Origin of the sequence: Neobacillus sp. FSL H8-0543 (genome assembly GCF_038592905.1) — a bacterium.
In the GTDB taxonomy this organism is placed as follows: domain Bacteria; phylum Bacillota; class Bacilli; order Bacillales; family Cytobacillaceae; genus Neobacillus.
The window spans coordinates 3,880,273-3,906,221 of sequence record NZ_CP151943.1; the positions used below are offsets into that span (position 1 = coordinate 3,880,273).

The 25,949-nt window shown below is 37.7% G+C and carries 24 protein-coding genes and 2 pseudogenes; 21 read left to right on the plus strand and 5 right to left on the minus strand.

Annotated features, from left to right (window positions below; all coding sequences use genetic code 11):
- Positions 1–19: 19 nt before the first annotated feature.
- Both NSS81_RS19515 and NSS81_RS19520 read left to right on the plus strand, forming a co-directional pair.
- Positions 20–247 (plus strand): sulfurtransferase TusA family protein, encoded by a 228-nt coding sequence (locus NSS81_RS19515; protein ID WP_342430298.1) that lies wholly within the window; start codon positions 20–22, stop codon positions 245–247.
- 48 nt (positions 248–295) lie between these two features.
- Positions 296–1,072: a sulfite exporter TauE/SafE family protein gene (locus tag NSS81_RS19520; protein ID WP_342430299.1), complete on the plus strand. Its 777-nt coding sequence runs from the start codon at positions 296–298 to the stop codon at positions 1,070–1,072.
- 80 nt (positions 1,073–1,152) lie between these two features.
- On the opposite strand, the gene NSS81_RS19525 is transcribed toward NSS81_RS19520, so the two are convergent.
- On the minus strand, positions 1,153–1,650 hold the full coding sequence (locus NSS81_RS19525; RefSeq protein WP_342430300.1) for a GNAT family N-acetyltransferase: 498 nt from the start codon (positions 1,648–1,650) through the stop codon (positions 1,153–1,155).
- Between the two features lie 192 nt (positions 1,651–1,842).
- Here NSS81_RS19525 and NSS81_RS19530 point away from each other — a divergent pair, with 192 nt between their 5' ends.
- From NSS81_RS19530 to NSS81_RS19565, 8 genes and pseudogenes are all read left to right on the plus strand, one after another.
- Positions 1,843–3,561 (plus strand): sigma 54-interacting transcriptional regulator, encoded by a 1,719-nt coding sequence (locus NSS81_RS19530; protein WP_342430301.1) that lies wholly within the window; start codon positions 1,843–1,845, stop codon positions 3,559–3,561.
- Positions 3,562–3,777: 216 nt separating this feature from the next.
- A complete protein-coding gene (locus tag NSS81_RS19535) occupies positions 3,778–4,884 on the plus strand; it encodes a DUF917 domain-containing protein (RefSeq protein ID WP_342430302.1) in 1,107 nt (368 codons plus the stop codon).
- Entirely contained in the window at positions 4,865–6,412 is a 1,548-nt protein-coding gene (locus NSS81_RS19540; RefSeq protein WP_342430303.1) for a hydantoinase/oxoprolinase N-terminal domain-containing protein, read from the plus strand. The genes NSS81_RS19535 and NSS81_RS19540 overlap by 20 nt, the downstream gene beginning before the upstream one ends.
- A 55-nt stretch (positions 6,413–6,467) precedes the next feature.
- Positions 6,468–7,784, plus strand: coding sequence for a cytosine permease (locus NSS81_RS19545; RefSeq protein ID WP_342430304.1), 1,317 nt, complete (start codon positions 6,468–6,470; stop codon positions 7,782–7,784).
- 32 nt (positions 7,785–7,816) lie between these two features.
- Positions 7,817–8,911 (plus strand): DUF917 domain-containing protein, encoded by a 1,095-nt coding sequence (locus tag NSS81_RS19550; protein ID WP_342430305.1) that lies wholly within the window; start codon positions 7,817–7,819, stop codon positions 8,909–8,911.
- A complete protein-coding gene (locus tag NSS81_RS19555) occupies positions 8,911–10,491 on the plus strand; it encodes a hydantoinase/oxoprolinase family protein (RefSeq protein WP_342430306.1) in 1,581 nt (526 codons plus the stop codon). The genes NSS81_RS19550 and NSS81_RS19555 overlap by 1 nt, the downstream gene beginning before the upstream one ends.
- 341 nt (positions 10,492–10,832) lie before the next feature.
- Positions 10,833–11,390: pseudogene (locus NSS81_RS19560) on the plus strand (M48 family metallopeptidase); the annotation flags it as partial.
- Positions 11,391–11,414: 24 nt separating this feature from the next.
- Positions 11,415–12,059: pseudogene (locus NSS81_RS19565) on the plus strand (ankyrin repeat domain-containing protein).
- Between the two features lie 189 nt (positions 12,060–12,248).
- On the opposite strand, the gene NSS81_RS19570 reads toward NSS81_RS19565, so the two are convergent.
- Entirely contained in the window at positions 12,249–13,079 is an 831-nt protein-coding gene (locus NSS81_RS19570; protein ID WP_342430307.1) for an MBL fold metallo-hydrolase, read from the minus strand.
- A 195-nt stretch (positions 13,080–13,274) separates the two neighbouring features.
- Positions 13,275–13,886, minus strand: coding sequence for an FMN-binding negative transcriptional regulator (locus NSS81_RS19575; protein ID WP_342430308.1), 612 nt, complete (start codon positions 13,884–13,886; stop codon positions 13,275–13,277).
- A 194-nt stretch (positions 13,887–14,080) separates the two neighbouring features.
- Between NSS81_RS19575 and NSS81_RS19580 the strand changes: the two genes are divergently transcribed.
- The 5 genes from NSS81_RS19580 (at position 14,081) to NSS81_RS19600 (ending at position 18,592) form a co-directional block, all read left to right on the plus strand.
- Complete coding sequence (locus tag NSS81_RS19580) at positions 14,081–15,088, plus strand: NAD(P)-dependent alcohol dehydrogenase (RefSeq protein WP_342430309.1); 1,008 nt, start codon at positions 14,081–14,083, stop codon at positions 15,086–15,088.
- 181 nt (positions 15,089–15,269) lie between these two features.
- A complete protein-coding gene (locus tag NSS81_RS19585) occupies positions 15,270–15,617 on the plus strand; it encodes a flagellar basal body rod protein (RefSeq protein WP_342430310.1) in 348 nt (115 codons plus the stop codon).
- A gap of 18 nt (positions 15,618–15,635) precedes the next feature.
- A complete protein-coding gene (locus tag NSS81_RS19590; RefSeq protein ID WP_342430311.1) occupies positions 15,636–16,283 on the plus strand; it encodes a PspA/IM30 family protein in 648 nt (215 codons plus the stop codon).
- A 760-nt stretch (positions 16,284–17,043) separates the two neighbouring features.
- Positions 17,044–17,577, plus strand: a complete 534-nt coding sequence (locus NSS81_RS19595) for a sigma-70 family RNA polymerase sigma factor (protein ID WP_342430312.1) — start codon at positions 17,044–17,046, stop codon at positions 17,575–17,577.
- Positions 17,570–18,592 (plus strand): DUF4179 domain-containing protein, encoded by a 1,023-nt coding sequence (locus NSS81_RS19600; protein WP_342430313.1) that lies wholly within the window; start codon positions 17,570–17,572, stop codon positions 18,590–18,592. The genes NSS81_RS19595 and NSS81_RS19600 overlap by 8 nt, the downstream gene beginning before the upstream one ends.
- Before the next feature lie 407 nt (positions 18,593–18,999).
- Here the strand turns inward: NSS81_RS19600 and NSS81_RS19605 are convergent, their stop codons facing one another.
- Complete coding sequence (locus NSS81_RS19605; protein WP_342434082.1) at positions 19,000–19,548, minus strand: NAD(P)H-dependent oxidoreductase; 549 nt, start codon at positions 19,546–19,548, stop codon at positions 19,000–19,002.
- Between the two features lie 197 nt (positions 19,549–19,745).
- Positions 19,746–19,967, minus strand: coding sequence for a heavy-metal-associated domain-containing protein (locus NSS81_RS19610; protein WP_342430314.1), 222 nt, complete (start codon positions 19,965–19,967; stop codon positions 19,746–19,748).
- A gap of 211 nt (positions 19,968–20,178) precedes the next feature.
- Here NSS81_RS19610 and NSS81_RS19615 point away from each other — a divergent pair, with 211 nt between their 5' ends.
- From NSS81_RS19615 to NSS81_RS19640, 6 genes are all read left to right on the plus strand, one after another.
- Entirely contained in the window at positions 20,179–20,967 is a 789-nt protein-coding gene (locus NSS81_RS19615; protein ID WP_342430315.1) for an arginase family protein, read from the plus strand.
- A 265-nt stretch (positions 20,968–21,232) separates the two neighbouring features.
- Positions 21,233–21,721: a PTS glucose transporter subunit IIA gene (locus NSS81_RS19620; RefSeq protein ID WP_342430316.1), complete on the plus strand. Its 489-nt coding sequence runs from the start codon at positions 21,233–21,235 to the stop codon at positions 21,719–21,721.
- Between the two features lie 40 nt (positions 21,722–21,761).
- Entirely contained in the window at positions 21,762–22,580 is an 819-nt protein-coding gene (locus tag NSS81_RS19625) for a PRD domain-containing protein (protein WP_342430317.1), read from the plus strand.
- Between the two features lie 103 nt (positions 22,581–22,683).
- Positions 22,684–24,129, plus strand: coding sequence for an N-acetylglucosamine-specific PTS transporter subunit IIBC (gene nagE, locus NSS81_RS19630; protein WP_342430318.1), 1,446 nt, complete (start codon positions 22,684–22,686; stop codon positions 24,127–24,129).
- Between the two features lie 155 nt (positions 24,130–24,284).
- Complete coding sequence (locus NSS81_RS19635; RefSeq protein ID WP_342434083.1) at positions 24,285–24,818, plus strand: sigma-70 family RNA polymerase sigma factor; 534 nt, start codon at positions 24,285–24,287, stop codon at positions 24,816–24,818.
- A gap of 1 nt (position 24,819) precedes the next feature.
- The gene (locus NSS81_RS19640) at positions 24,820–25,842 is read left to right on the plus strand and encodes a hypothetical protein (protein ID WP_342430319.1); all 1,023 of its coding nucleotides are present in this window, start codon (positions 24,820–24,822) and stop codon (positions 25,840–25,842) included.
- The last annotated feature ends 107 nt before the right edge of the window (positions 25,843–25,949 follow it).

Genomic DNA, 25,949 nt, shown 5'->3' on the forward strand with positions numbered 1-25,949 from the left:
AAACTAGGAGGTAATAGAAATGAAATCAAATAAGATTTTAGATGCAAAAGGACTAGCATGTCCAATGCCGATAGTAAAGACAAAAAAGGTAATGAATGAATTAGAAAGTGGTCAGGTTTTAGAAATCCATGCAACCGATAAAGGTGCAAAAAACGATCTAACGGCATGGGCAAAATCAGGTGGTCACGAGGTAATTAAACACGAAGTGGAAAACGAAATTTTGAAGTTTTGGATACAAAAAGGCTAAGAAATAGGGATCATATTGGGTCCCTTTTCTTAAAGGGGAGGCTTTACGATGGAAATCGGATTTATCATTACCATTTTCTTAATTGGTTTTATTGGTTCCTATATATCTGGGATGCTAGGAATAGGCGGATCCATTATTAAATATCCAATGCTTTTATATATTCCACCTTTCTTTGGTTTAGCAGCATTTAGTGCCCATGAAGTATCAGGAATAAGCGCTGTGCAGGTGTTATTTGCGACAATCGGTGGGGTTTGGGCCTACCGTAAGGGTGGTTTTTTAAATAAATCACTAATTGGATATATGGGTGCAAGCATATTAATCGGTAGTTTGGTTGGCAGTTATGGTTCAAGGTTAATGACAGAGGGTGGAATCAATTTAGTTTATGGGATATTAGCATTAATTGCCGCTGTTATGATGTTTGTTCCGAAAAAAGGAATAGATGATATTCCTCTAGACCAAGTTAAGTTTAATAAATGGCTTGCCTCCTCTCTAGCATTAATTGTTGGAATTGGTTCTGGAATTGTTGGAGCAGCAGGAGCGTTTCTATTAGTTCCAATCATGCTAGTTGTCTTAAAGATACCCACACGTATGACGATTGCCTCTTCTTTGGCTATTACGTTTCTATCTTCAATCGGTGCCACTGTAGGGAAAATTTCTACAGGACAAGTAGCGTTCTTACCCTCGGTAATTATGATTATAGCCAGTCTAATTGCCTCACCATTAGGTGCAATGGCTGGAAAAAAGGTAAACACTAAGATTTTACAAGTGGTATTAGCCTTTTTAATTTTAGCAACAGCCATAAAGATTTGGATGGATATTTTATAGGTCAATTAATTAAATAAAATAAGAAAAGTGCGAGCCGTCTTCCAAAGTTAGGAAGATGACTGGCGCTTTTTAAAATGAAATTACAAGAGTTTTGACATATAGTATTCATCAACAAATTCACCATCGATGAATAATGAATTTCTTTTTGTTCCTTCGATTTCAAATCCCACTTTTTTATATAATGATAAACCTGCTTCATTCTTTGTGACGACTGTTAACTCTAACCTGCAAATTTTATGATTAGAAGCCCACTGTTCCAACTCATTAAATAACTTTGTTCCTATTCCTTTTCCTCTATATTCCTTCAAAATTCCAATAACAATGTAAGCAGAGTGTTTATTTCTTCGCGCATTTCCACCTTTTGCAAGTAAGAATCCAATTAAATTATTATTGTTTTCAGCAACCAGGATAGTAGAGTTTTCGGTATCTTCCATTCCTCTAATCATCTTTAATTGATTTTCAGATTGAATATTTCTTTCTCCTGCTTCCCAAAGCATATACTGCGAACTACCTTCCACTTGTTGAGTAAGATTTGCAAAATTTTCTGCATCAGATATTTTTATTTCTCTAACATTCATTCCTTTTCTCTCCTCAGTAGACCAAAATTCCAACTTTATTAATTTTTGAAAGAATAGCACCAATTTCCAATAGTTGCAAGAAATGATTCAAATCAATGTACCCCCATTGAATAAATTGTTTTTAAGACGAACTAAAGATAAAATAGAGGAAATTAAAAAATACATTCAAGCTAGTAAACTTAGGTGGTACATATGTTTAACAAAATTGAAATCGACGATATAAATTTGACTATTTCACAATTACTCGACCCATACCCCATTAAGATTGAGGTATTGTTTGAAGAACAATTACAACAAAATTGTTCGCTCATCAATAAGGTCAAAAAGACTGGTATGGAAACGATAGTGAGAAATAGCATGGGCCATACGTGTGAGCGGTGTTCACTAAAAGAATATACTTCAGCGGAAATCTTTATGATAAAGCCTATAACACAAGATAGAAAAGTAATAGGTATTCTTTTGATTTCAGGTGCAGAAGGTCAGGAAGCATGGTTTTTAGATAACTATCCAAAAATGGATGTGCAGCTTGATTTTTGCAGGGAATGGATTAGTAATAAAGTGGAGAATGAAAATTTGAGGAAACAAAACCATTCAATTTTAGAGGAAGTGAATGGGCTCTTTTCGTTTATACAGGATCCTGTGTTAATTGTTGGTCCAGATGGAACGATTCATAATATGAGCCATCGGGCAGGTCTGGAATTTACTATGAGTAAAAGCATTTTAATGGGCGAAAATATTACCGAAATAATACCTCATGATGATTGGCTAAAAGTCAAAAATAGTAAGAAACCGCAGGAATGGAAGATTTCTTGCACGATAAAAAATGGAAAACAGAAGCTATTTACGATCATGGTGAAACCACTTATGACAAATGGAACGATTGTCTCGTTTCTAATCAATTTAACTCCTATTATCGAATCAAAAAAGAAAGAGAATGAACAACGGGTTCTCTATACCTTTCATGATGTCAAAGGGACAAGTGACTCTATTCAAAATGTCATTGATATTGGCAAAAGAATTGCTCCTAGTGATACTACAGTATTATTGAGGGGGGAGAGTGGAACCGGTAAAGAAGTTTTTGCACAAGCGATTCACTCGGCTAGTGATCGGACGGATGGTCCTTTTATCGCTTTAAATTGTGCAGCCATTCCAGAATCCTTACTCGAAAGTGAGCTATTTGGACATGTTAAAGGTGCCTTCACAGGTGCAACTGGTGATAAAGCAGGACGATTTGAGCTAGCTAATAGCGGGACGATTTTTTTAGACGAAATTGGTGATCTCCCCCTTCCTTTACAGGCAAAACTATTAAGGGTTGTCCAGGAAAGAAAAATTGAAAGGTTAGGGGACACAAAGAGTACTCCAGTTAATGTTCGTATCATAACGGCTACCCATCGAAACCTAGAAGAGCTAGTAAAATATGGGGAATTTCGTGAAGATTTGTATTACCGGCTAAATGTTATTCCGATTATGATACCCCCTTTAAGAGAACGTAGAGAAGATATACCAATTCTTATTGATTACTATTTAAATAAAGTTTCAAAGGAATTAGTTCGGCCGCCAAAGAGAATTTCAGAAGTGGTTCTTGAAAGGTTGCTGAGCTATGCTTGGCCTGGTAATATCCGGGAGCTCCAAAACGTTGTTCATCATTTTATTCAATTGGAAATCGGTGACTTGGTGACGATTGAAAGTTTGCCCAACTATTTTCAGACGGCAGCTAATAAAGAACCTGTAAGGAAAAGGGAATCTTCACTTCCAAGTAAAACGGGGGAGAGCATAAATGAAAAAGAAATGATTATTGAATTATTAGACCAATATGGAAGGGATACTTGTGCGAAAAAGAAGGTAGCCATCCAATTAAATATTAGTTTACCAACCCTATATCGAAGGATTACGAAATATAAAATCAAGTAGAAGTTGATAAAAATTGAGAAAATTAGAGAAAAATTGAGAAATTCTGAGAAAATCGAGGTATATACGCATCTCTTGCTAGAAAATGCAATTATCATTATCAAGATTATTTTGATAATTCTCAATGTTAAAACAAGATAAACCTAAAATCCTCTGGCTTCAGAGGTTTTATTTTTTTGGCACGGTTCTTGCATCTTAAGTTGGAAAGGAGAATATTTCATGTCATGGCAAATTAAAAAACAGGATATTCCATTATTGGCAATGGGAGCAAAATTAATTGCTAGTGGAGGTGGTGGGAATACAAAAACCATTCAGAATCTACTGATGTCAGTAATGAAAGATAATGAGTTCATAATAGTTAAGACCATTGCTGATTTAGAGGATGAGTGGATTGTGGGAACAGGCATGATGGGGTCAACTGTTTTCTATAATGAAAACATCCCATCGGGTCAGGAGGGAACGAGAGCTTTAAAGCTTTATGAATCCGTTGTCCAACAAAAGGCAGCTGCGGTTATTCCCGTTGAAATTGGAGGGATTAATGGATTAGCTCCTTTACTGACGGCCTATCAGAACGATTTACCTGTAGTGGATGGAGATGGCATGGGAAGGGCCTTTCCCGAATTAGTTATGACAACCTTTCAGCTTTATGGGATTTCAGCCTCACCGCTTATCCTTGAAACTCCTGAGGAAAACACAGTGATTCAAGCAGTAAATGATATTCAAATAACAGCGGAGCAGGCAAAGGATTTTATTACGAAAAGCGGCGGGTTTGTCCACTTTGTGGGTTTTGGTTCAAGTGCAAGAAAGATGAAAACCTCGATGATCCCAGGTTCGATCAACCTAATTTATCGCCTAGGACAGGCTTTGGCGAAAGAAACACAGGCTAGTGAAAAAATGGTAGAGTTGATGGCAGTATTCGAAAACTCCCTTTATGGCAAACCGATATCAATCATCACTGGCATAGTAACAGAAGTAAGCCGGTGGTTTGAAGCGGGAGTTTTAATCGGGAAATTCACCGTAGAGGGTCGATCATCTTTTTCCAATAAAAGAATTGAAATTGAATTTAGAAATGAGTTTATTTCAATTATAGAAAAACAATATATTTGCACGACACCTGATCTAATCCTTGTATTGGAGGATGAAAAACTAATTCCTTATAATGTTGCTGAAATACAAGAGGGTTTATCAGTAAAAATAGTAGCTGTTCCTGCACCTACTATCCTTCGAACACAGGAAATGCTTAAATTTGTTGGACCTGAAAATTTTAATATAGTTAGTTCTTACCAACCATTGCAAGGAGATGGCCATGATGAAGCTTGGAATTGATGTGGGTGGAACAAATACGGATGCAGTAATTGTGGGAAAAGAAGGGAAAATCCTGTCTTGGAAAAAGCAATTAACCACCAAGGATATTATTTCAGGGATAGGCCTTGCAGCAAAACATGTCATCGATGAGGCTGGTATTGCTCCTGAACAAATAGACGGTGTTTTTGTTGGAACCACTCATGTACAAAATGCACTTTATCACCCTGTACAACTTTCGAAAACAGCGCTGATCAGGATTATGAAGAAGCCTTCATTTCTAAAACCAGCTCTATTTTGGCCAGAACATCTCAAAAAATATGTTAGTAAGGTCTACTATATAAAAAGTTTCCTTGAAGAAACTAGCAGAACCCCTGCTCCTGAGGAAATGGACCAGCTATACAAGAATATTAAAGAGGAACACATCGAGTCCATTTGTATTATAGGTGCCAGCTCGCCGCTCATGGATAACGAGGAACGTTACATTCGGGATTGTATAAAAAAACAATTTCCTAAGATTCCTATAACGATGTCGCATGAGCTAGGAAGTATTGGTTTTGTAGAGAGAGAAAATGCAGCCCTGTTAAATGCTATTTTTGCAGAAGTTATTCGTCAGGCAATGATGGACTTAACCGGTATTTTTAAAAAGCTATCCTTACAATGTCCTTGCTGGTTAACACAAAATGATGGCTCCTTAATTGAACTTCAAGAGGCCATTGATTATCCCATTTTCACCATTGGATCAGGAGCAACCAATAGTTTCAGAGGGGCAAGCATATTAAGTGGTTTACGAGATTGTATAGTCGTTGATTTTGGCGGCAGCACGATAGAAATCGGTAGAATTCGAAACGGTCAGCCGGAAATGGCTGTGAGTTCAACTTCGTTCTTAAACATTGATGTCAATATGAGAGTTCCAAAAGTTTATTCCTTGCCCTATGGAGGAGGAAGTTTGATTTCGCTAGAAAAAGGAGCTGTACAAATTAAAGAAACGATTGCTAGTGACCTCGAACATCAAGGGATTTCTTGGGGAGGCGATTCCTGGACGATAACGGATTCCTTTATTAAGATGGATTCGGATTCGTTATCAGACCAAAAGAGCAGTCTTGGCGGGTTGAAAAAATTATCCTATGAAGATTGTAAAAAAGTCGTAAAAAAAGTGACCCGAGAAATTAAGGAAAAAATCACTCGTTTAGAGTTAAATAGTGAAGGACTTCCCATCGTGTTAGTTGGCGGAGGCAGCACATTGCTGAGTAACCAGTTATTCGGGAAATACAAACGGGTTTATCATCCCTCAGGTCATCATATTAGTAATGCCGTTGGTGCCTGCTTTGCACCCCTTAGTGCCCAAACGGACAAAGTGTTTTGGTTAAAAAATCAATCAAAAGAGGAAATCATTGAGCTTGAGAAAGAAAAACTAATTCAGCAGCTCTTCCTAAAAGGCGCAAAAGAGGAAAGCATTAACGTCGTTTCAATTGAAGAGTTCCCGTTTGATTATTTTGAAGGGGAAGTATTAAGGATTCGCATAAAGGCTTTGGGGAAATTGCAGATTTAGCCTTGTTGGCACTCCCGTAGTGCTCGTAAAAATTATATAGTAGGGGATGATTTTATTGGAAAACAAAAAAGCCTTAGGTGATGATTACTCCTTATCAAGGGTTCCGCAATCAGCACGACATTCGTTGTGGAGTATCACAATTGTTCGGGTGGGTGCTCTCGCAACCATTTCTCAGTTTATTTTAGGTGCTGCATTAGGATACGGAATGACCTTTTGGGACGCATTTTGGGCTACGATGTTAGGCAGCGTGATTTTACAGGTAATTAGTTTTCTCTTAGGTTATGCAGGAGCTCGTGAAGGTCTGTCGACGAGTCTGCTTTCAAGATGGACTGGATTTGGCCGCTATGGGTCAAGTATCATTGGGGCCATTATTGCGATTGCATGTATTGGTTGGTTTGGTGTCCAAAACTCCGTTTTTGCAGATGGACTTGTACAAGCAACGAATGGCAAGTTAAGTCTTCCCGTTGCTGCCACACTTACAGGGCTTGGTGTAACAGTATTAGTTATATTTGGATTTAAATTACTTAGTGCAACGGCCACCATCGCCGTTCCTGCTTTTCTATTGGCCGTTGGCGTCGGTATCTATGCCGTTCTTAGCAAGCATTCGCTAATTGATTTAACGAATACTGCCCCTGCAGGCGATCCATTGACAATGGGTGTAGCGGCAACAATGGTTGCGGGGAGTTTTATTATTGGTGCGGTCATCACACCTGATTTCAGCCGCTTTGCAAAAAGCGGTAAAGATGTTTTTTGGATGACAATGATCGGAACCTTAATCGGAGAGCTTGGCATTAACATGATTGCTGTGCTTATGGCACTTGCAGCGAGAACGAATGATGTTGTCAGTATCATGGTGCAAACATCTGGCTGGCTAGGGGCGATAGTCGTTGTATTTTCTACTATTAAAATCAATAATTTAAACTTATATTCTTCATCACTAGGTTTTACAAATATTTTTGATTCTATCTTTAAACTCAAATTAAATCGAGGCGTGGTCACACTTGTTATCGGTGTAGTTGGAACTGTCCTATCGGTAATAGGTATTCTAGATATGTTTGTGGGCTTTCTCGTATTGCTAGGAGTGTTTATTCCTCCAGTGGCAGGAATCATGGTCATTGATTATTTCATTTTAAAAACGCACCGAAAAGCACTAGATGAAAGCAGAGCCAATGGAACGTTACCGGCAAATGTTGAAAAAATGAGCCCTGTAACATTGCTTGCCTGGGGTGCAGGATTTGCAGCCGGATATTTCGTGACAGTTGGTATTCCATCGATCAATTCGCTTGTAGTAAGTGCAGTTGTTTATTACTTCGGTTCAATAATCTTGAATACAATGAAAGACAAAAAGGATGTAAATGAGCAAGCTGCCTAATAAATTTACTGAATATTGGAGGTATTTTAATTATGAGAAAAATTGGAAAACAGGAAATTGAGGATATAGCGGTTGGAGCAGCCCTGCTCGGAACTGGTGGCGGCGGTGACCCGTACATTGGAAAACTTATGGCACTGCAAGCTATTGAAGAATATGGGGAAATTACCTTATTGGAAGCGGACGAAGTACCAGATGACGTCTTAGTTGTTCCTTCATCAATGATGGGAGCACCAACAGTCATGCTGGAAAAAGCTCCAAGCGGGGAAGAAGCGATTGATGCCTTTCAAAAACTTGAAGAATATTTAGGGAAAAAGATTTATGGAACCTTTCCAATTGAAGCCGGTGGAGTAAACTCCATGCTTCCTTTTGCCACAGCTGCCAGATTAGGCTTACCTGTTATAGATGTGGACGGAATGGGCAGAGCCTTTCCTGAGCTGCAAATGGTCACCTTTTATTTAGATGGCATTTCTGCAACTCCAGGAATTATTGCAGATGAAAAAGGGAATACGCTCTTGTTATCGACGATTAATAATGTATGGACCGAGAGAATTGCCCGAGCTGCGACTGTTCAAATGGGTGGTTCCGTCATGTGTGCTATTTATCCAATGACAGGTAAACAATTAAAGGATAGCGGAATAAGCGGTATTTTGAAGCTGGAAGAAGAGATCGGAAAAGCGATCAGGCTAGCTAAGGTAAACAATGTAAATCCAATCCAAGAAGTTTTGAAAACCGTTGGTGGGTTTGAATTGTTTAGCGGAAAAGTAAGTGATATTAATCGGAAAACAGAAACGGGCTTTGCAAGAGGAGAAGCAAGTATTGAAGGGCTGAATGAGTATAAGGGAGAAACGGTCAAGCTTAGCTTTCAGAATGAACATTTAATCGCTCAAACGGAACAACGTCTCCTGTGTGTGACACCCGATCTCATTGCCGTACTGGATGCGGAAACGGGTATTCCGATTACAACAGAAGGAATTCGTTATGGCGCCAGATGTGTGGTTATTGGAATCCCAAGTCATCCGAAGTGGAGAACACCTAAGGGAATAGAAACAGTAGGTCCAAAGTATTTTGGCTATGATGTGGATTATGTTCCTGTCGAAGAGCTTGTAAAAAAAGGAGTGGCTTTATAATGAATATTTATCGTATAGGAATCGATGTCGGGGGAACCCATACTGATGCCGTACTTTTAGATCAAAATAACCAAGTGGTTTCTGAAACAAAATCGGCGACTACTGAGGATGTAGCAACTGGAATTTACAATGCTATGAAAAAAATTATTGACGAAGCGAATGTGCCTCGCGAGCAAATTAAATATGCGATGCTTGGCACCACTCATTGTACCAATGCCATCGTCGAACGAAAACGATTGAATAACATTGCGGCAATCCGCATTGGAGCACCTGCCACTTTAGCAGTGAAACCACTTATTGGCGTTCCAGAGGATCTCCGTGAGGCACTAGGCAAGCATGTTTATCTAATCCGCGGAGGACATGAATTTGATGGCCGTGAGATTGTTGACTTAGATGAAGAGCGTTTATATGAAATTGCTCATGAAATCAAAGGGAAGGTAGATTCGGTAGCAATTACGTCTGTCTTTTCTCCAGTAACGAAAAATCATGAACAAAGGGCAAGTGAGATTTTACGAGAAGTCCTTGGAGAGGATATTGCCATTTCTTTATCTTCAGAGATCGGGTCAGTCGGATTATTGGAACGAGAAAATGCTACGATTCTAAATGCTTCTGTTGTCAATGTGGCAAAAACAGCTGCTGAGGGCTTTATCAATGCCTTAAAAGCGGAAGGTATTGAAGCCCGAGTATTTTTCGGACAAAACGACGGGACATTAATGTCCGTTGAGTACGCTATTCGATACCCTATTTTCACCGTTGCCTGTGGACCAACCAATTCATTACGCGGTGCCTCATATTTGAGTGAGCTTACCGATGCGATTGTGGTGGACGTTGGCGGAACAACATCAGATGTTGGTGTTCTCGTTCAATCGTTCCCAAGGGAGTCCTCGTTAGCGGTTGAAATTGGCGGTGCGCGTACAAATTTCCGCATGCCTGACCTTGTTTCCATCGGCCTTGGCGGAGGTACGATTGTTAGAATTCAAGAAAATGGTGAATTCACGATTGGACCAGACAGTGTCGGATACCGTCTGCCTGAAAAGGGGTTAATTTTTGGCGGCGATACGTTAACGACTACCGATGTGGCTGTAGCCCTAGGGAAAGTTGAATTGGGAGATGCTTCAAAGGTAGCGCATTTGGATCAATCATTATTGAAGAGAATCTATCAAAAATTAGTAGAAATGGTAGAGGAAGCGATTGATAAAATGAAAACAAGCGCTGCCCCTGTCCCGGTTATCCTTGTTGGCGGAGGCGGCATATTACTCCCAGAAGAATTAAGAGGAGCCTCAAAGGTTATTCGACCACAACATTCAGGTGTTGCCAATGCTATTGGATCCGCGATTTCCCAGGTTAGTGGACAAATTGAAAAGGTCTATACCCTTGATGTAATTGGAAGAGAAAAAGCGTTAGAAGATGCAAAAACAATCGCAATGAGTGAAGCCGTAAATGCGGGAGCAGAACCCGATTCACTTGTTATTGTAGATATCGAAGACGTTCCGCTCGCCTATATGCCAGGAAATGCCACACGTATCCGTGTCAAGGCGGCTGGTGAATTAGCTCATTTCAAAACGCATGAATTAGTTTAGATTTTTTAAATGGTAAATGAACTAAGAAAAGTGCACAGGTAACTTCCAAATATATGGAAGGTGCCTGTGCGCTTTTTTCTGTATTGGAAAAATAAATATTAGTGACAGGCTTTTTCAAAGCAAGTATAATTTTACTAACTAAATGAAATAAAGGAGACTTGAAACCTTTGAACGAACATAAGCTGACACCTGAGGATTTGGTTTATAATAAGGAAAAAGTTTATTTTTGGGTTGTTCTGTTTATTAGCATGATTTCATACGTGCTTTTTGCAGTTTCCATTATAGGCTTAATCATTATTTTATGCTTGTTTGTGCTTTCTTTTATACTTCATGGAATATCGATGGGACAAATCCGGACCAATGCTGTAAAACTTTCACCAGAACAATTTCCAACGATATATAAAAAGGTAGAGGAACTGTGCCATAATATGGAGCTTAAAAAGGTGCCGGATGTGTATGTCTTGCAGTCAGGTGGGGTGCTTAATGCATTCGCCACCCGCTTTTTTAGTAAGAATATGGTTGTAGTTTATTCGGAAATCTTTGATTTGATAGAAGAAGGATTAGAAGAGGAACTTGATTTTATACTCGCCCATGAACTTGCCCATATAAAAAGGAACCATCTTGGAAAAATGGCATTAATCCTGCCATCGATGTGGATCCCTGGTGTGGCAGAAACGTACCTCCGTGCCTGTGAATACACTTGTGACCGGTACGCTGCATATTACAGCGGTAACATGAGAGCTTCAAAAAACAGTCTGATGATCCTAGCTATAGGAAAAAAGTTTGCTTCCCGTGTTAATCATGTCGAGTATATGAATCAAATGAACCAGGAAAAGGGTTTCTTTGTCTGGCTAAGTGAATTTCTTTCAACGCACCCGCCCTTGCCAAAAAGAATAGATGCTATTCAGACTTACTTTACTGAGATGGAACCTATCATTCTATCGAAAAGGTCAAAATTTAATTGGGTATTTGGCTTCGTTTCCCTGATAATATTTTCTATCTTTATCGGGGGACTTTATTATGGCCTGAATGCCATTGAATCCTTTGACCCTTTTGCAGATATTGAAGAAGAGGCAATAGAAATAGACGATACGCCTCCAATTATTCAAGCGGCAATTAATGGAGATATAGAAAGCGTAAAGAAACTGGCCAAAGAAGTAAAAGACATAGAGGTCGAGGACTACACAGGGTATACAGTAATGGATTGGTCAATAAAAACAGGGAATGCTGAAATGGTCAAAACGCTGCTTGAAAATGGTGCTGATCCAAATAATGAAACTAGTTACGGAATGACGCCGCTTATGACTGCTGCTGAAGCAGGAAAAACTGAAATGGTTAAACTTCTGCATTCTGCTGGTGCCGATCTGGATTACCAAGAGGTTGGGGGAGGTATGACACCATTAATTTATGCAGCACTTTGAGAAAATGAGGAAACGGTAAAAGTATTACTAGATCTTGGAGCAGACCCGAACCTCAAAGACTATTCAAATATGACCGCTTATATGAATGCGATTGATTTAGGCAATGAAAATATTGCGAAAGTATTAGAACCTATAAAAAGTAACTAGAGAAAACGCATGGAATAGATCTATCCCTTGCTAGTTTAAAATGCGCCTGGCACCTTCTAATTTTGGAAGTTGCCTGGCGCTTTTAATTTTTTATTTGTTAGATTGTTTGTTTCATAGGTTCTATATGGTTTAAAAACCAAGTTAGAATTTAATGTTTTTTCAGTTGTTTGTCACAAAAAGTTATATAATCTAGGCAGACATTGAATTTTTAATGTGTTCTTTTAGAATAGAATTTATGATGTGCAATGAGTCCCATTCCCCTGAAGAAAAAAGGATGATGGGATATTTTTTTGGAAAAAGAGCTTTGCTAATTTGATTCGGTGACATTCCATCCTCGTAGTGTTTAATAATTTTTCCTTGAAGATCTAACAGATGTTCTAGCTTTCTTTGTAAAGCAGCACGCCCATCTTTTAAATAGCCAGCATGGCAGCAGAACACCTCTTCAAATTCATAGGTTAAAACTCGCTTTAAGGATTCAATAATGGTTGGAATGCTTTCTTCGCGTAAAACGACCTTTGTCTTTTCCTGGCAATACAAATCTCCAGTAAACAGTTGACCGGTTTCACGATTTAGAAAGGCCAAATGATCGATAGCATGACCGGGTGTTTCAATCACGTCCCATATTGCATTACGGGATGAAAAAGTATTTCCAATTGCATTTGCATGAAAAGGTCTGCGCTTCCCCCAAAATAATTTTCGATACATGGGATAATCAGGCTTCTTTTTACAATACTCAAGCATCACATCGTTCATATAAACAGGCAGCTCAAGCTCTTTTTGTAAAAACGCTGCACAGCCTGTATGATCTTCATGAAAATGCGTGATTACCACTTGATCGATATCTTGTTGTTTAAAAAAGGGTATAAATTCCTTTTCTAATGATTTTGCCCCCGTATCAATTAAAACACCATCAACAGAAAAGCAATGAACATTTAATTTTACCCCTTGTAACGACACTGCACCGTTACCTATTTGAACCGCATTTATCGCCTGTTGTTGGAAATTTTTCTTTACTAACATAAGATGAAACCTCCCCCTAATCTTCCCTTTGTGAAATTTTAACACAAAATGAATAGTTATTCATTGTTTACTTAGAAAAGGCTAGGGAATTTTCAAACGTCAGATTTTTAGGATTTTGGTGTTTTTTTAAAATCAGTCGATAATTAATATCTATTATCCTTTTCACTTAATTAAAGTCAAAACGGGAAATACAAGTTATTTTTTAGGGTTTCTCCTCATAAGTGATGCTACTTGTATATTATCTTGATTTGAAGTTCTTTCTAAATGCTTGATAATTAACTCCTGTCGTTCCAAAGGGTGGTTTTGACTTAATTTAGCTTTTGCTTCAATTTTTGAGATTTTGATTTTGAACGCTACAATGCCTTTACTCATTCCCTCAATATAACGGGGTTCTACTTCATTCAAATTGTATGGACTATCAGGACTTTCATATTTATTTACTAAGTCATTTAAAGAATCAAATATCACTTTGTCATCTTCGATTATCTCCATCGTTCCATATAAATGTATAGCTACATAATTCCAAGTTGGTACTGCGTTAGTTGTTTCATACCAAGAAGGTGAAATATAACAGTGTGGACCCTGGAAAACAACAAGAACTTGTTGGTTTTCTACATCCTTCCATTGCTCGTTCGGTCTTGCGAAATGACCATATAAAGCACTTTCATCTTTATTTAATATCAGTGGAAGGTGAGTAGCGTACGGCTCTCCATTATGCTGAGAAAATAAAGTTGCGAAGCTGTACCTTTCAATAAAGTCATAAATAATATCTTTGTCGTTGATTTCGAAATTTTTAGGTATATACATAGTTATGCCACCTCGCATCAATGTAATTAGAAGATAATTACATTTTATATAAAAGTAGACCTATGTAATAGTGCCAAATTAAAAATTGTTTTATTGCCAGCGTTTTTTATTTCTTCTACCAGTCTTAAATACCTTCAAATTGGAATAACTTTTTAATTAAAGGTTTTTTTAGCATTTTATAGAAATATTTAAATATGAAAAAATCAAATTTAGTTAAAGTAGGGGGGATTTTTATAAAAGCGATCGTTACTAACAAATATGGGCCGCCTGATGTTCTTGAGTTAAAGGAGGTTGAAAAACCTGTTCTAGAAGATAATCAAGTATTGGTAAAGGTTCATGCATCATCCATAAATTATGGTAACCTGGTACTTTTGAGAGGGGAACCGTTCTTGGCACGCTTTGCATTCGGTCTGCTAAAACCAAAATACTCCATTCCCGGAGGTGATATCGCAGGTGTAATTGAGGCAGTCGGCAAAGATGTTCAGCGCCTCCAGCCAGGTGATGAGGTGTTCGGAGACCTATCAGGCTCCGGGTGGGGTGGTCTGGCCGAATATGTATCTGTTCCCGAAAAGGCATTGGCATTAAAACCGGCCAATCTGTCTTTTGAGGAAGCTGCTGCGGTTCCTATGGCTGGGGTCACCGCCCTGCAAGGTCTTCGGGATAAAGGTAAAATACAGCAGGGACAGAGGGTTTTGATTTATGGTGCCTCTGGTGGTGTTGGGACTTTCGCCGTACAAGTTGCCAAATCGTTCGGGGCGGAAGTTACCGCTGTGTGCAGTACGAGAAATTTAGAGATCGTCAGTTCAATTGGAGCAGACTATGTGATTGACTATACCAAGGGTAAATTTAACGAAATAGAGCAGAATTTTGATCTAATTCTTGGGGTTAATGGATATCAGCCAGTTTCCGCTTATAAACGGGCATTACGGCCAAACGGAATTTTTGTACACGTGGGAGGTTCCGGGGCTCAAATGTTCCAAGTCATGATACAAGGCCCATGGATTTCAATGACTGACAGCAAGAAAATGTCCAGCTTTTTACAAAGGGCAAACCAAAACGATCTGGTGTATATGAAAGAACTTCTCGAAGCAGGAAAAGTTAAACCGGTTATTGATAGAAGCTTCCCTTTGGGTGATATACAGGAAGCTTTCAGGTATTTTGAACAAGGACACGCGCAAGGGAAAGTTGTCATCACCGTGTAAAAAGTTTTCATTACTTATAGAATCTAAACCAACCAAGGTCAGTCTTTTTGCACATGGTGTGCATAAGAGACTGACCTTTTCTACGTCCCAAGTCTGAGACGAAAATCAAGCTTAGGCTCAATTATGAAAGTGTAAGAAAAAAGGTATGATGAAATTAAGATAAACGAAGGAGGAAAACAAAATGAAAAAATTTGGTTTACTTTTAGCGGGAGGAATGGCGGTCATCATCTTTTTATCAACGATTGGTCCGATGATCGGGTTACTTGTTAGTCTGGTGCTTCTGTACTTTATATACAAGCAGTTTTTAAAAGCAGATTCCACTGGAGGAAAAGTAGCATTAGGGATTCTTGGATTCATTCTACTGATGGCTTCTATCGCTAATGCACCTGCAATTATTGGTGTTGTTGCAGCATATATACTCTATCTTGTTTATAAAAACTGGAACCGCAGCAAAAGGAGCGCAGTAAAAGAAGACTCAGACCCATTTGTTAATTTTGAAAAACAATGGACTGAATTAAAAAATTACTAATCTAAGGAGAGAGATAAAATGACAAACCTATTAACCAGATTAAAAAATACAGTGATGGCTGATTTAAACGCTGCTCTTGATCAAAAAGAAAAACAAAACCCAATTGCTTTACTTAACCAGTACCTACGCCAATGTGAACAGGAAACAGAAAAGGTGGGTAAGCTAGTAGAACGACAAGCTACACTTAAAGACGAGTTTGCAAAAGAGCTTGCACAGGCTGTGGAGCTATCTGAAAAAAGGAAATACCAGGCTGAAATTGCATTCAAAGCAGGTGAGACAGAGCTACACCAATTTGCTGCAGCAGAGCACCAGCAATATTCGGAGCGTGCTGAGAGGTTGAAGGTATCCTTGGTACAAGTGGAAGGGCAGCTAAGTGAATTAGAAAGAAAGCATCAAGAAATGGAGCATAAGCTAAAAGACATGAATCTTCGCAGGATGGAGCTTATGGGGCGGGAAAATATTACACGGGCAAACTTGCGCATAAACCAAGTAGTAGATTCAAATAGTTATTCTGATAAGCCATCATCCCGTTTTCAAGAAATTGAAAACTACATTGACCGCCTTGAACATACAGTAAACAGTTCCTTTTACCGTAATACAATTGACGCTCAAGTAGCTCAATTGGAAAAGGAAATGAAGATCGAAGAGAGCAAGTCCATTTCTTAACCATTAATAAGGCTGACAAAAACATCAAGGAATTGGTGTTTTTTGTTCTTTTTAATTCTGAAAAATAAAGTGCCAATAGTGACAGGCGCCGTTCGCAAAATATAACGGGTCAAGTATAGATCTATGGTGAAGAGGTACCACCTTGGTACCGTTAGTTATTTTATGAGTGAAAAACGAGTGGATTCAAGCGTAAAGGATTAAGGCCTGAAAGATCACAGAGACTCGCGGACGGTGGCAGGCACCGCGTAAAAAAATTGTGTAACCAAATAATTTATGATTCGTCTACTATTAGAGGAAACCGAAATCGGCGACTAAAAATAAGAGGACATCAAGAAGAAAATCTTAAGTTTTTCCGTTCCCTAGGTTTATACATGTATTCCTCAGTCTCATTTCCAAACACTTAATTTGTTGCTTTTCAAAAACAAGCAGTTGATCATAAAGTTAATTAGGAAAGTAATAATCGTGTGAAACATCATTCTGAATGGAACGAAAGGAAAAGAGGAGAAATAATAACCCCATTGAAGCCTGCTTCAGTGGGGTTATTACTGCAAGGAAAACAAATTGATCAATTTATTGTCTAAAATCTTTCAATAACTAGCATTTTTCCACGGGGGAAAGTGTGCCTACTTATGAGGGGCACATTAGAACAAAGGTTGCTCTTTGGATATGTATCGGATGTAAATGGGATTTGCTCTTAATCATTTTGCAACGTTTCCACTTCCCCATTCGACTTTATTATGAAACGGAGGGGAAAACCCAAATGGAAGTAGCTAAATTAGTACAAGAGGCAAGGAAAGGTAATGATGAAGCATTTGAACAACTAATAAGTTCTGTTCGCTATAAATTGTATCGGACTGCCTATTCGTACCTTAGAAATGAACAAGATGCTCTTGATATTTATCAAGAAACAATTTACAAGGCTTATACTTCTATAAAGACGTTAAAAAACCCAGCAAGTTTTCAAAGCTGGATTGTAAAGATTCTTGTTTTTAAATCAATTGATTTTATTCGAAAAGAGTCGCGACATTTTACAACAGATGATGTAGAAATATTTGCTGAATTAATTTCAAAAGAAAATATCGATTACATAGCCCATTCAATGGACTTATCAGAAGCCTTTAAGTTCCTGGACCCCAAATACAAGACCATTATCTTGCTGAGGTATTATCACGATTTGTCCATTAAGGAAATTGCCAACATTATGGATTACCCGGAAGGAACGGTGAAATCCCACTTGAATAGAGCAAAAAAAGAGCTGAAGCCGATTCTAAGGGAGGGTTATTTTTATGAATAAAGAAAAGTTTAATCAATCAATCGATAACATAGATGTACCGCTTGAGAAGTTATTGGCAAGGGAGAAGGCTGCGATGAACCAGGGGAAGAACAGACGAAAACATGGAAGAACAACTAAACAATCTATATTGGTTGCATGTGGATTATGTATTAGCCTACTTGGCTCTGGGTTTGTTTCGACGGGAATGGCAGAAGCGTTATCAAATATACCACTCATTGGACCAATTTATAACGATTTTAGAGACATAGCCTCTGAAAAAATTGAACGTGATCAACTAACAACGGTGATTGAAAAACAGGATAGTCAAAATGGATTAAAGATGACCGTAAAAGAAGCGGCTTACGATGGCGGCCGGTTAATCGTAACAGTAGTTTACACAGGAGTTAAGGATCTTTCACTGGAAGAAGAAAAAGCCGGCTTTAATTATATAACAATTAACGGACAGCCAGTCAAACCAGCGATGGGATCAACAGGGCAAGATGATATAAACTCGAAAACCATTATTGAACATCATCAATTTACCCTTTCAAATTATAATGAATACGGTGATAAAATTGAGATTGCGGTCCATGGTGAAGATTTATTTGGTTATGAGGGCAAGTGGAAGGTGGCATTCCCACTTGAAAAAATAAAAGGGGATATATCCGAATTCTATCCGAAAGTGAAAGCTAAAACAGCTGATGATGTTTATACTATAACAGCCGATAAAGTAACATTTTCACCTCTTTCAACGAGAATAGATCTAACGATGGATTATCCGGCTGAAATGGATGAAAATGATACATGGAAATGGTTTGATTTCTCCGTGGTCGATAGTAATGGTCGCGTATATGATCGACTTGAACTACAATCAGGCATGGCTGGAGAATACGGACACCATATGGTACTGGCATTGCCACCAATGGATACGATACCTCAGTCAGTTACACTTAAACCAGCAGATGTAAATAATGAAGGTTTTATAGAAGTAATAAAGGAATTAGAATTGGTTGTTCCTTTAGATATACAGAAATGAAATGAGAAAGGCGCTCGGCATAATGGCGAGCGCTGTTGATTGTTAAACCTTGGTCATCATCTGTACACCAACAGCGGGAATTCCCTCATCGAAAATGGTGAGGGGTTTATTTTTGAAATTAATATATTATTATGAGAATGGGATGCCAAGACGGAACTATATATGAAAAGTACAGAAACTAACTAATATATTTTTTTGGGTAGCAGGTAAATAGGTTTCGCTGATAAAAGGCCAAGTTTCGCTGATAAAATGGAAATGGCCCCTTTAGAAGGGGCCAAGATGGAAAATTACATATAAAATCTTCTTGTATTGAGCTATATATTCCCTCTTTTAGTCAGTAATTCCGTAAGTTTAAGAACTAATTGATTAAATTTAGGAACTTTCTAAACAATTAATGTAGAATCCATCTACAGTCCTTTGTTTTTCTTAACCCAATCAACAAAGTTATTCATCACTGTATCTATGAATTGAATGGTTGGTTCATGAGTGAGCTTACCAGATTCATCAAGCTTTTCATGTACTGTACTAATAATAACTTCATTTCCTGGCAGCGTAAGAGCAGCAATTCCAGGTGAGTTTAATATTTGCCGCAGATGAATCTGCGCTCGGACAGAACCTAAAGCACCTGGGGAACTGCCCATAACCATTACTGGTTTATTCACTAATACCTTATCCACTCGAGAAAACCAATCAATCGCATTCTTTAAAAAAGCCGGTACAGAGTGGTTGTATTCAGGTGTAACAAATAGGACTCCATCACTTTCTTTCACCCTATTTTTTATTTCGTTTACAATAGCTGGCGGATCTAACTCATCATCCTGGTTGTACATTGGCAGCTGTTCAATGGGCAAGATTTCTATCTCTACGTTCATTTGATAACGCCTTTGCATATAAACAGCTAGCTTTTTACTATACGATTCTTTGCGGTTACTACCCACGATGGCGATAATTTTCATCATAATCAATTCCTTTCTGGTGTTCGTAAATAATATTACCACTTAGATGAAATAATTTCATTTTGTAAGATTAATGAATTTGCTGAATGAAGACAACTTTCTAAATAATACTTCTGCTATTATCCAGAAGAAGAATAAAAAGGGCATGTCACGCTGTAAGGTTACTACACAGCGGGACATGCCCTTTTTAATCGTTGTTAAGAAATTTTTTGTGAAAGGACTGGATAGCCAAGGTTTGTGATGACACTTTGAATAGTATCCGCATTGACAACATCCTCATTGAACTGAGCCTTAACTTTGTTTGAGTGGAACATGACTTTTGCTTCTTCCACCCCATCGGTTTTGTTTAATGCCGTTTCAATTTTCTTAATGCAAGATGGGCAGCTTAATGGTTCAACACCAAGTACAATTTTTTTCATTTTCTTTTCCTCCTGTATGTTTTTATTTGTTTTTTGTATCTGTCTCTATAATAGAAGGTTTAGAAGTTTATAGCTTTGATGCATATCAAATTTCAAATTAACTTTTAATCCATAGATAAATTGTCGCTAATTTGTTAAATCTGTAATGAAAATCCATATGGTATCGTAAATGTATAGGAAGGAGAATTTTTTTTATAAAGGAGAGAAGAACATGGGATTATTGAAAAAGGATATAACCATTATTAATTTTGATGAAACCTACTATGCACAGCGGAAACTTCAAGACTTCTCACATGAAAAACTTAACTTTCAGCAAATGAAACATGTTAATCTATATTGCGAAGAAGATTCATTACAAACTTTAAAAGGACATTTGCAAAAAAGAAGGAATAGAGGCATTACCTTCATAGGTAATGGAAACTATCATTATCTTACCTATCCATTATTAACCGAAATAACAAAGGCTTTTACCCTCGTTTTATTCGATAATCACTCCGACCTAGGAACCGATATAGACCAGGAAAGCTCGATGCTCTCGTGCGGTTCATGGGTTTCCTATGCACTCAAAAAGATACCATTATTGCAGCGAGTAGTAATCATCGGCCCAACCACTATGACCCTAGCACATTACGCCAATAATCCTCGTGTTGTTATTTTTCCGTTTAATAGAAGTAAACCTTACTCATTAAAGGCAATTCTATCTGCCATTCAAACTCAATCTGTATACATAAGTATTGATAAGGACGTCCTAAATCCAAATGAAGTCACAACGAACTGGGATCAGGGAAAGATGGACACCTCAAGATTAATTTACTGTCTTGAAATGATATTAATATCAAAACAGGTAGAGGGCATCGACATTTGTGGAGAAGCAAGCTTTTCTCCATTAGACGCTTTACTGCCCAACTATCAATCTATTATTCATAAAAATGAGAGAGCAAACATACAAATATTACAAAAGTGCATAGAAGTGAGCAGTATTGAAACACGAGGAGCTTAACACTACTTTTCAATAAAAGCTTTGCATCAAGTTTCTCTGTCCAGCTCGAAAAATCTAACCGAATAGTAAAAAAATTTATAACATCTATTGTTTTTATTATTAAAAATGATATTCTTAAGATAATAGGTAATAGTGATCACATGTTACTGATACGATCAGGCATGGTGGTAAGTAAGAGGATTGTACCCTTTTATGTACCACTATGCCTATTTTATGTTTTGTGTCCTTTTTCCAATCATTCAAGAAATAAAAGGAGTAATTCCCCATGTTAAAGAATTTATTTAAGAAAGCAAAATTAAATATAGTTACACCAGTAAATGGAAGCATTATCCCGCTTGACCAGGTACCAGATCCAGTTTTTAGTGAAAAGATGATGGGAGAAGGAGTGGCAGTGATGCCATCCGAGGGAAATATTTATGCACCTGTTAATGGAACGATTGTTCAGATTGCGAATACGAAGCATGCGATTGGTATTCTTGCTGAAGAAGGTTCAGAGATTCTTATTCACGTAGGATTGGAAACGGTTTCGTTAAAAGGGGAAGGCTTTAAGGTAAGAGTCAATCTCGGAGACAAGGTTTCCGTCGGTCAGATACTGCTGGAAGTGGATTGGGAGTATATCCGTAAAAATGCGAAAAGCACAGTAACACCAATCGTCATTACCAATAGCCAAAATGGAAAAAAACAGTATACGCTTACGAATGAAACGGAAGCCATTCAAGGAAAGACAATTATCATGACTGTATCTGGTAAGTGATAGCCAATTGGATAGTTTTAACAAGGAGCTGGCTCTGCAAATGAAAATCAAAAAAATTTTAAATAATAATGCAGTTGTAGTAGCAGATGGCCAGGAGGAAAAGATTGCAATTGGAGCCGGAATTGCCTTTGAAAAGAGGAAGAATGATATCGTAAATATTCATAAAATTGAAAAGCTTTTCGTCATGAAGGAAAATGAAAAGTTTCATCAATTACTTACACGAATTCCAGAAGAACATTTTATCATCTCAGAGGAAATTATTTCACATGCAGAAGAATATATTGGTACAAAGCTAAACGAGCATATTCATATTGTCTTAACCGATCATATTTCTTTTGCCATCGAGAGAGAAATGGAAGGAATACATTTAAAAAACAAGCTTTTACATGAAATAAAGATTTTATATAAAAGAGAATATGAAGTAGGGCTTTGGGCGATTCAACATATTAAAGAAAAATTCAATATTAATATGTCAGTCGATGAAGCAGCGTTTATTGCACTTCATATTCACACAATGAAGCTTCAAGGAGGTGATTTAAGGCAGACAGTTAGGCAGACAACAATTGTAAGAGATATGGTTCAGAAGATTATGGAAATCTTGAGGATTAGGGTAAATGAGGACGACATCTCGTATCATCGACTTGTCACCCACCTAAGATTTGCATTATTCAGGATTAATCAGTTTGAGCATCATGCAATGGATGATGAAATGCTTGGGATGATTAAAAGGAAGTTTCCTAAGTCATACAGCTGTGCATCTGAAGTTGCCAAGGAATTATCCTTAGTACACGGAGTAGTCCTGCCAGACCAAGAATTAGGTTACATCACGCTTCATATTGAAAGATTAAGAAAACAATAGTTTGCAGGTAACATCCGATCTTATTTTTAGCTTTTATTCTATTAAGTATTTACATCTGTCATTTGTTTTTTAGTGTTTTAAAATTGGGAGGAGGATGTTTCACATGATGAAATATCTACAAAGACTTGGCCGTTCGTTAATGCTTCCGGTAGCAGTATTGCCGGCAGCCGCCATATTAATGGGGATTGGTTATTGGATTGACCCTAGTGGTTGGGGTGCTGGAAGTCCAATCGCTGCCTTCTTAATCAAAGCCGGCGGTTCGATTATTGATAATATGGCGATCCTATTTGCAGTTGGTGTCGCACTTGGTATGTCGAAGGAAAAAGATGGATCTGCTGCACTAAGTGGTTTAGTTGCTTACTTAGTCGTGACCACCGTGCTATCAACAGGCTCAGTAGCAATGTTGCAAGGTGTTGATGTAGCAGAGGTCAACGCAGCGTTTGGAAAAATCGGAAATCAATTTATTGGTATTCTTTCAGGTATCATTGCCTCGATGATGTACAATCGCTTCAGTCATGTAAAATTACCTGATGCACTCTCATTCTTTAGTGGAAAACGACTCGTTCCAATTATGACTTCGGTTGCGATGTTAGTCGTTTCACTCGTTTTATTATTTGTATGGCCGGTCATTTTTACTGGATTAGTTAATTTTGGTAAAAGCATCAGTGAATTAGGTGCGATCGGTGCAGGATTATATGGATTCTTCAACCGTTTGTTAATTCCAATCGGATTACACCATGCCTTAAACTCCGTTTTCTGGTTTGATGTAGCAGGAATAAATGATATCGGTAATTTCTGGGCTAGTAAAGGAGAACAGGGTGTTACTGGTATGTACCAAGCTGGTTTCTTCCCAGTTATGATGTTTGGTTTACCTGCTGCTGCATTAGCGATGTATCACACGGCAAAAACAGCAAAGAAAAAACAAGTGGCTGCTCTAATGATGGCTGCTGGTGTGGCTTCCTTCTTTACTGGGGTTACAGAACCACTTGAATTTGCGTTTATGTTTGTTGCGCCAGTACTTTATTTTACACACGCTGTATTAACGGGTCTTTCATTAACGGTTGCTGCCTTGTTCCATTGGACAGCAGGATTTGGATTTAGTGCAGGTTTCGTTGACTTTGTATTAAGTTTAAAAATACCAATTGCGAATCAACCATATATGCTAATCGTGCAAGGTCTAGTATTTGCCGTTATTTATTACTTCCTATTCCGCTTCATCATCACTAAATTCAACTTAATGACTCCTGGTCGTGAAGAAGATATTGATGAAGAAACAGAAGAAGGTATTGTAGCTGGAGATAAATTTGCAGCAATGGCAGCTAAAATTTACGAAGGCTTAGGCGGAGATGCAAACGTTACTTCTGTTGACAATTGTGTAACACGTCTAAGAGTAGAAGTGAAAGACATGAAAGCCGTCGATCAAAAGAGAATTAAAGCAACAGGTGTACCGGGAATTAATGTCGTTGGCCCACAAAGTATTCAAGTAATTGTCGGAACCAATGTACAATTTGTTGCAGATGAAGTGGAAAAGCTTCGTAAAAAGAGATAATAACAAAAAAAGTATAAATGATATAAGAAGTGACGTGTGCATTGGCACACGTCATTTTCTGTAGCTTTTTAATTTTTATATAAAAAATGAAACCAATACATAACTCAGTCGTCATAGCATTAAGTGAGAAATGAGGTGGTATAAGCTTGAATAGAATGATTGGCAAGGAAAATGTAAATCCAGAAAATATAGATTCATGGTTTGAAAATATTATGGATGAATATGGTGACAGATTAACTAAGCTTTCCTATAACTATACAAAGGATTGGAATCTTGCAGAAGATATCGTTCAGGATGTATTCATTACTTGCTATAGAGAATATGAAAATATTGATAAAATTGTATCCTTTAAAGCATGGATATTTAGAATCACAATTAACAAGTGTAAAGATTTTTTAAAGAGTTCAATTTTTAAAAAGGTTGTTATGAACTCTAATATACTCAGACTAACAAAATCCTCAGAATTATCTCCTGAAATGTCCATAATGAAAAGTTCCGAAGAGGAATTTTTATCCACTAGTGTTTTAGTATTACCAATTAAGTATCGTGAGGTTATAACACTATATTATTATGAGGAATTATCGATTGAAGAAATTAGTGAAATCTTGAATATCAATAGAAATACAATTAAAACTAGACTGAATAGGGCACGAATGAAATTAAAAGCAATGATGGAAAGGTGGAGATAAAATGGAGAAAGAACTTCGTAACTTACGGAAAGCAATGCATTCTTCCACTCATAAGGGTATCCACTTTACAGATAAACAGAAAAAGAAGATTAGATCCTCACTTCACCAGCAAGATATAAAAATGATAAAAAAACCAAAGTTAACTATTTATTTCATCACCACTCTGGCAGCATCCTTGTTTGTCTTATTGTTTTATACAGATTTTTTAGGCACTTTAACTTCTAATGACGGTGTAAATCAAGGAGCCAAGCAGACTCTTGAAAGCGAATGGAAGGTACGAAATGAATACTCAAAGAATGGTAAGGTACTCTTCAATGTTTACCCAGATCCAAACCTTTCTGCCGGTAAACCTTTTGGCTATATGTTTAGTTTTAAGGAACCTTTTGTTGCCTATAAGGGAAAAGAAATAGAAATATACGCAATGAATAAAGAGACAGGTGAGCGTAAAAGTGTATTTTTTTCAAAAAAGGTTACGGAACCATCCCCTGGATATTCAAGTTTAGGGAGGTTTACGACAACGTTAATAGTGTCCAAAGGTGGCCTTTGGAAATATGAAGTCTTCTTTGATAAGAAATTTTATGGTGATGTAGTATTGTTAGTTGGAGAAGAACCTATTTTACCAACAAATATTCCAAACTTCGTAAAAACAAGTGACTTTGAAATGATTAACTGGAACCGCAAAGCGGTGGAATTAGGTAACAATATAGTAGGAAATGAAAATAAATCAGGTGTTATTGGTGCTAATATGCCAAGCATAAATATCAACCAAAAGTGGATGTGGCATCTTTGGGGGATCGACAATCTCAAACAAACCGAACTAACGGCTGTTGGTTTTCATAGAGTGACGGGAACTGTCCATCAAATCATAACTACAGGCTGGACAATAGACCTTGGAGGAGGGAATAATGGTGCAGATGCACATACCCCTTCAAGCGTAAACATTCCAACGGCAGGGGAATGGGCGATATTACTTTATGTTAATGGGGAATTATTCGATATATTAGTCTATAACATAAATGAATGATTAACTAGGGGGAGAAGGACGTTAACGATATGTTAAGGTCCTTCTTTAGTGGGATTTTATAATTTGTGAAGAATTATTATTAAGCAACAGGGTGTGTTTAATAAGGA

Bases quoted from the DNA above. Each gene is read 5' to 3' on its own strand.
- NSS81_RS19515 (WP_342430298.1), top strand. From the start codon at position 20: ATGAAATCAAATAAGATTTTAGATGCAAAAGGACTAGCATGTCCAATG.
- NSS81_RS19520 (WP_342430299.1), top strand. From the start codon at position 296: ATGGAAATCGGATTTATCATTACCATTTTCTTAATTGGTTTTATTGGT.
- NSS81_RS19525 (WP_342430300.1), bottom strand. From the start codon at position 1,650: ATGAATGTTAGAGAAATAAAAATATCTGATGCAGAAAATTTTGCAAAT.
- NSS81_RS19530 (WP_342430301.1), top strand. From the start codon at position 1,843: ATGTTTAACAAAATTGAAATCGACGATATAAATTTGACTATTTCACAA.
- NSS81_RS19535 (WP_342430302.1), top strand. From the start codon at position 3,778: ATGTCATGGCAAATTAAAAAACAGGATATTCCATTATTGGCAATGGGA.
- NSS81_RS19540 (WP_342430303.1), top strand. From the start codon at position 4,865: ATGATGAAGCTTGGAATTGATGTGGGTGGAACAAATACGGATGCAGTA.
- NSS81_RS19550 (WP_342430305.1), top strand. From the start codon at position 7,817: ATGAGAAAAATTGGAAAACAGGAAATTGAGGATATAGCGGTTGGAGCA.
- NSS81_RS19555 (WP_342430306.1), top strand. From the start codon at position 8,911: ATGAATATTTATCGTATAGGAATCGATGTCGGGGGAACCCATACTGAT.
- NSS81_RS19570 (WP_342430307.1), bottom strand. From the start codon at position 13,079: ATGTTAGTAAAGAAAAATTTCCAACAACAGGCGATAAATGCGGTTCAA.
- NSS81_RS19575 (WP_342430308.1), bottom strand. From the start codon at position 13,886: ATGTATATACCTAAAAATTTCGAAATCAACGACAAAGATATTATTTAT.
- NSS81_RS19580 (WP_342430309.1), top strand. From the start codon at position 14,081: ATGAAAAAATCAAATTTAGTTAAAGTAGGGGGGATTTTTATAAAAGCG.
- NSS81_RS19585 (WP_342430310.1), top strand. From the start codon at position 15,270: ATGAAAAAATTTGGTTTACTTTTAGCGGGAGGAATGGCGGTCATCATC.
- NSS81_RS19590 (WP_342430311.1), top strand. From the start codon at position 15,636: ATGACAAACCTATTAACCAGATTAAAAAATACAGTGATGGCTGATTTA.
- NSS81_RS19595 (WP_342430312.1), top strand. From the start codon at position 17,044: ATGGAAGTAGCTAAATTAGTACAAGAGGCAAGGAAAGGTAATGATGAA.
- NSS81_RS19600 (WP_342430313.1), top strand. From the start codon at position 17,570: ATGAATAAAGAAAAGTTTAATCAATCAATCGATAACATAGATGTACCG.
- NSS81_RS19605 (WP_342434082.1), bottom strand. From the start codon at position 19,548: ATGAAAATTATCGCCATCGTGGGTAGTAACCGCAAAGAATCGTATAGT.
- NSS81_RS19610 (WP_342430314.1), bottom strand. From the start codon at position 19,967: ATGAAAAAAATTGTACTTGGTGTTGAACCATTAAGCTGCCCATCTTGC.
- NSS81_RS19615 (WP_342430315.1), top strand. From the start codon at position 20,179: ATGGGATTATTGAAAAAGGATATAACCATTATTAATTTTGATGAAACC.
- NSS81_RS19620 (WP_342430316.1), top strand. From the start codon at position 21,233: ATGTTAAAGAATTTATTTAAGAAAGCAAAATTAAATATAGTTACACCA.
- NSS81_RS19625 (WP_342430317.1), top strand. From the start codon at position 21,762: ATGAAAATCAAAAAAATTTTAAATAATAATGCAGTTGTAGTAGCAGAT.
- nagE (WP_342430318.1), top strand. From the start codon at position 22,684: ATGATGAAATATCTACAAAGACTTGGCCGTTCGTTAATGCTTCCGGTA.
- NSS81_RS19635 (WP_342434083.1), top strand. From the start codon at position 24,285: ATGATTGGCAAGGAAAATGTAAATCCAGAAAATATAGATTCATGGTTT.
- NSS81_RS19640 (WP_342430319.1), top strand. From the start codon at position 24,820: ATGGAGAAAGAACTTCGTAACTTACGGAAAGCAATGCATTCTTCCACT.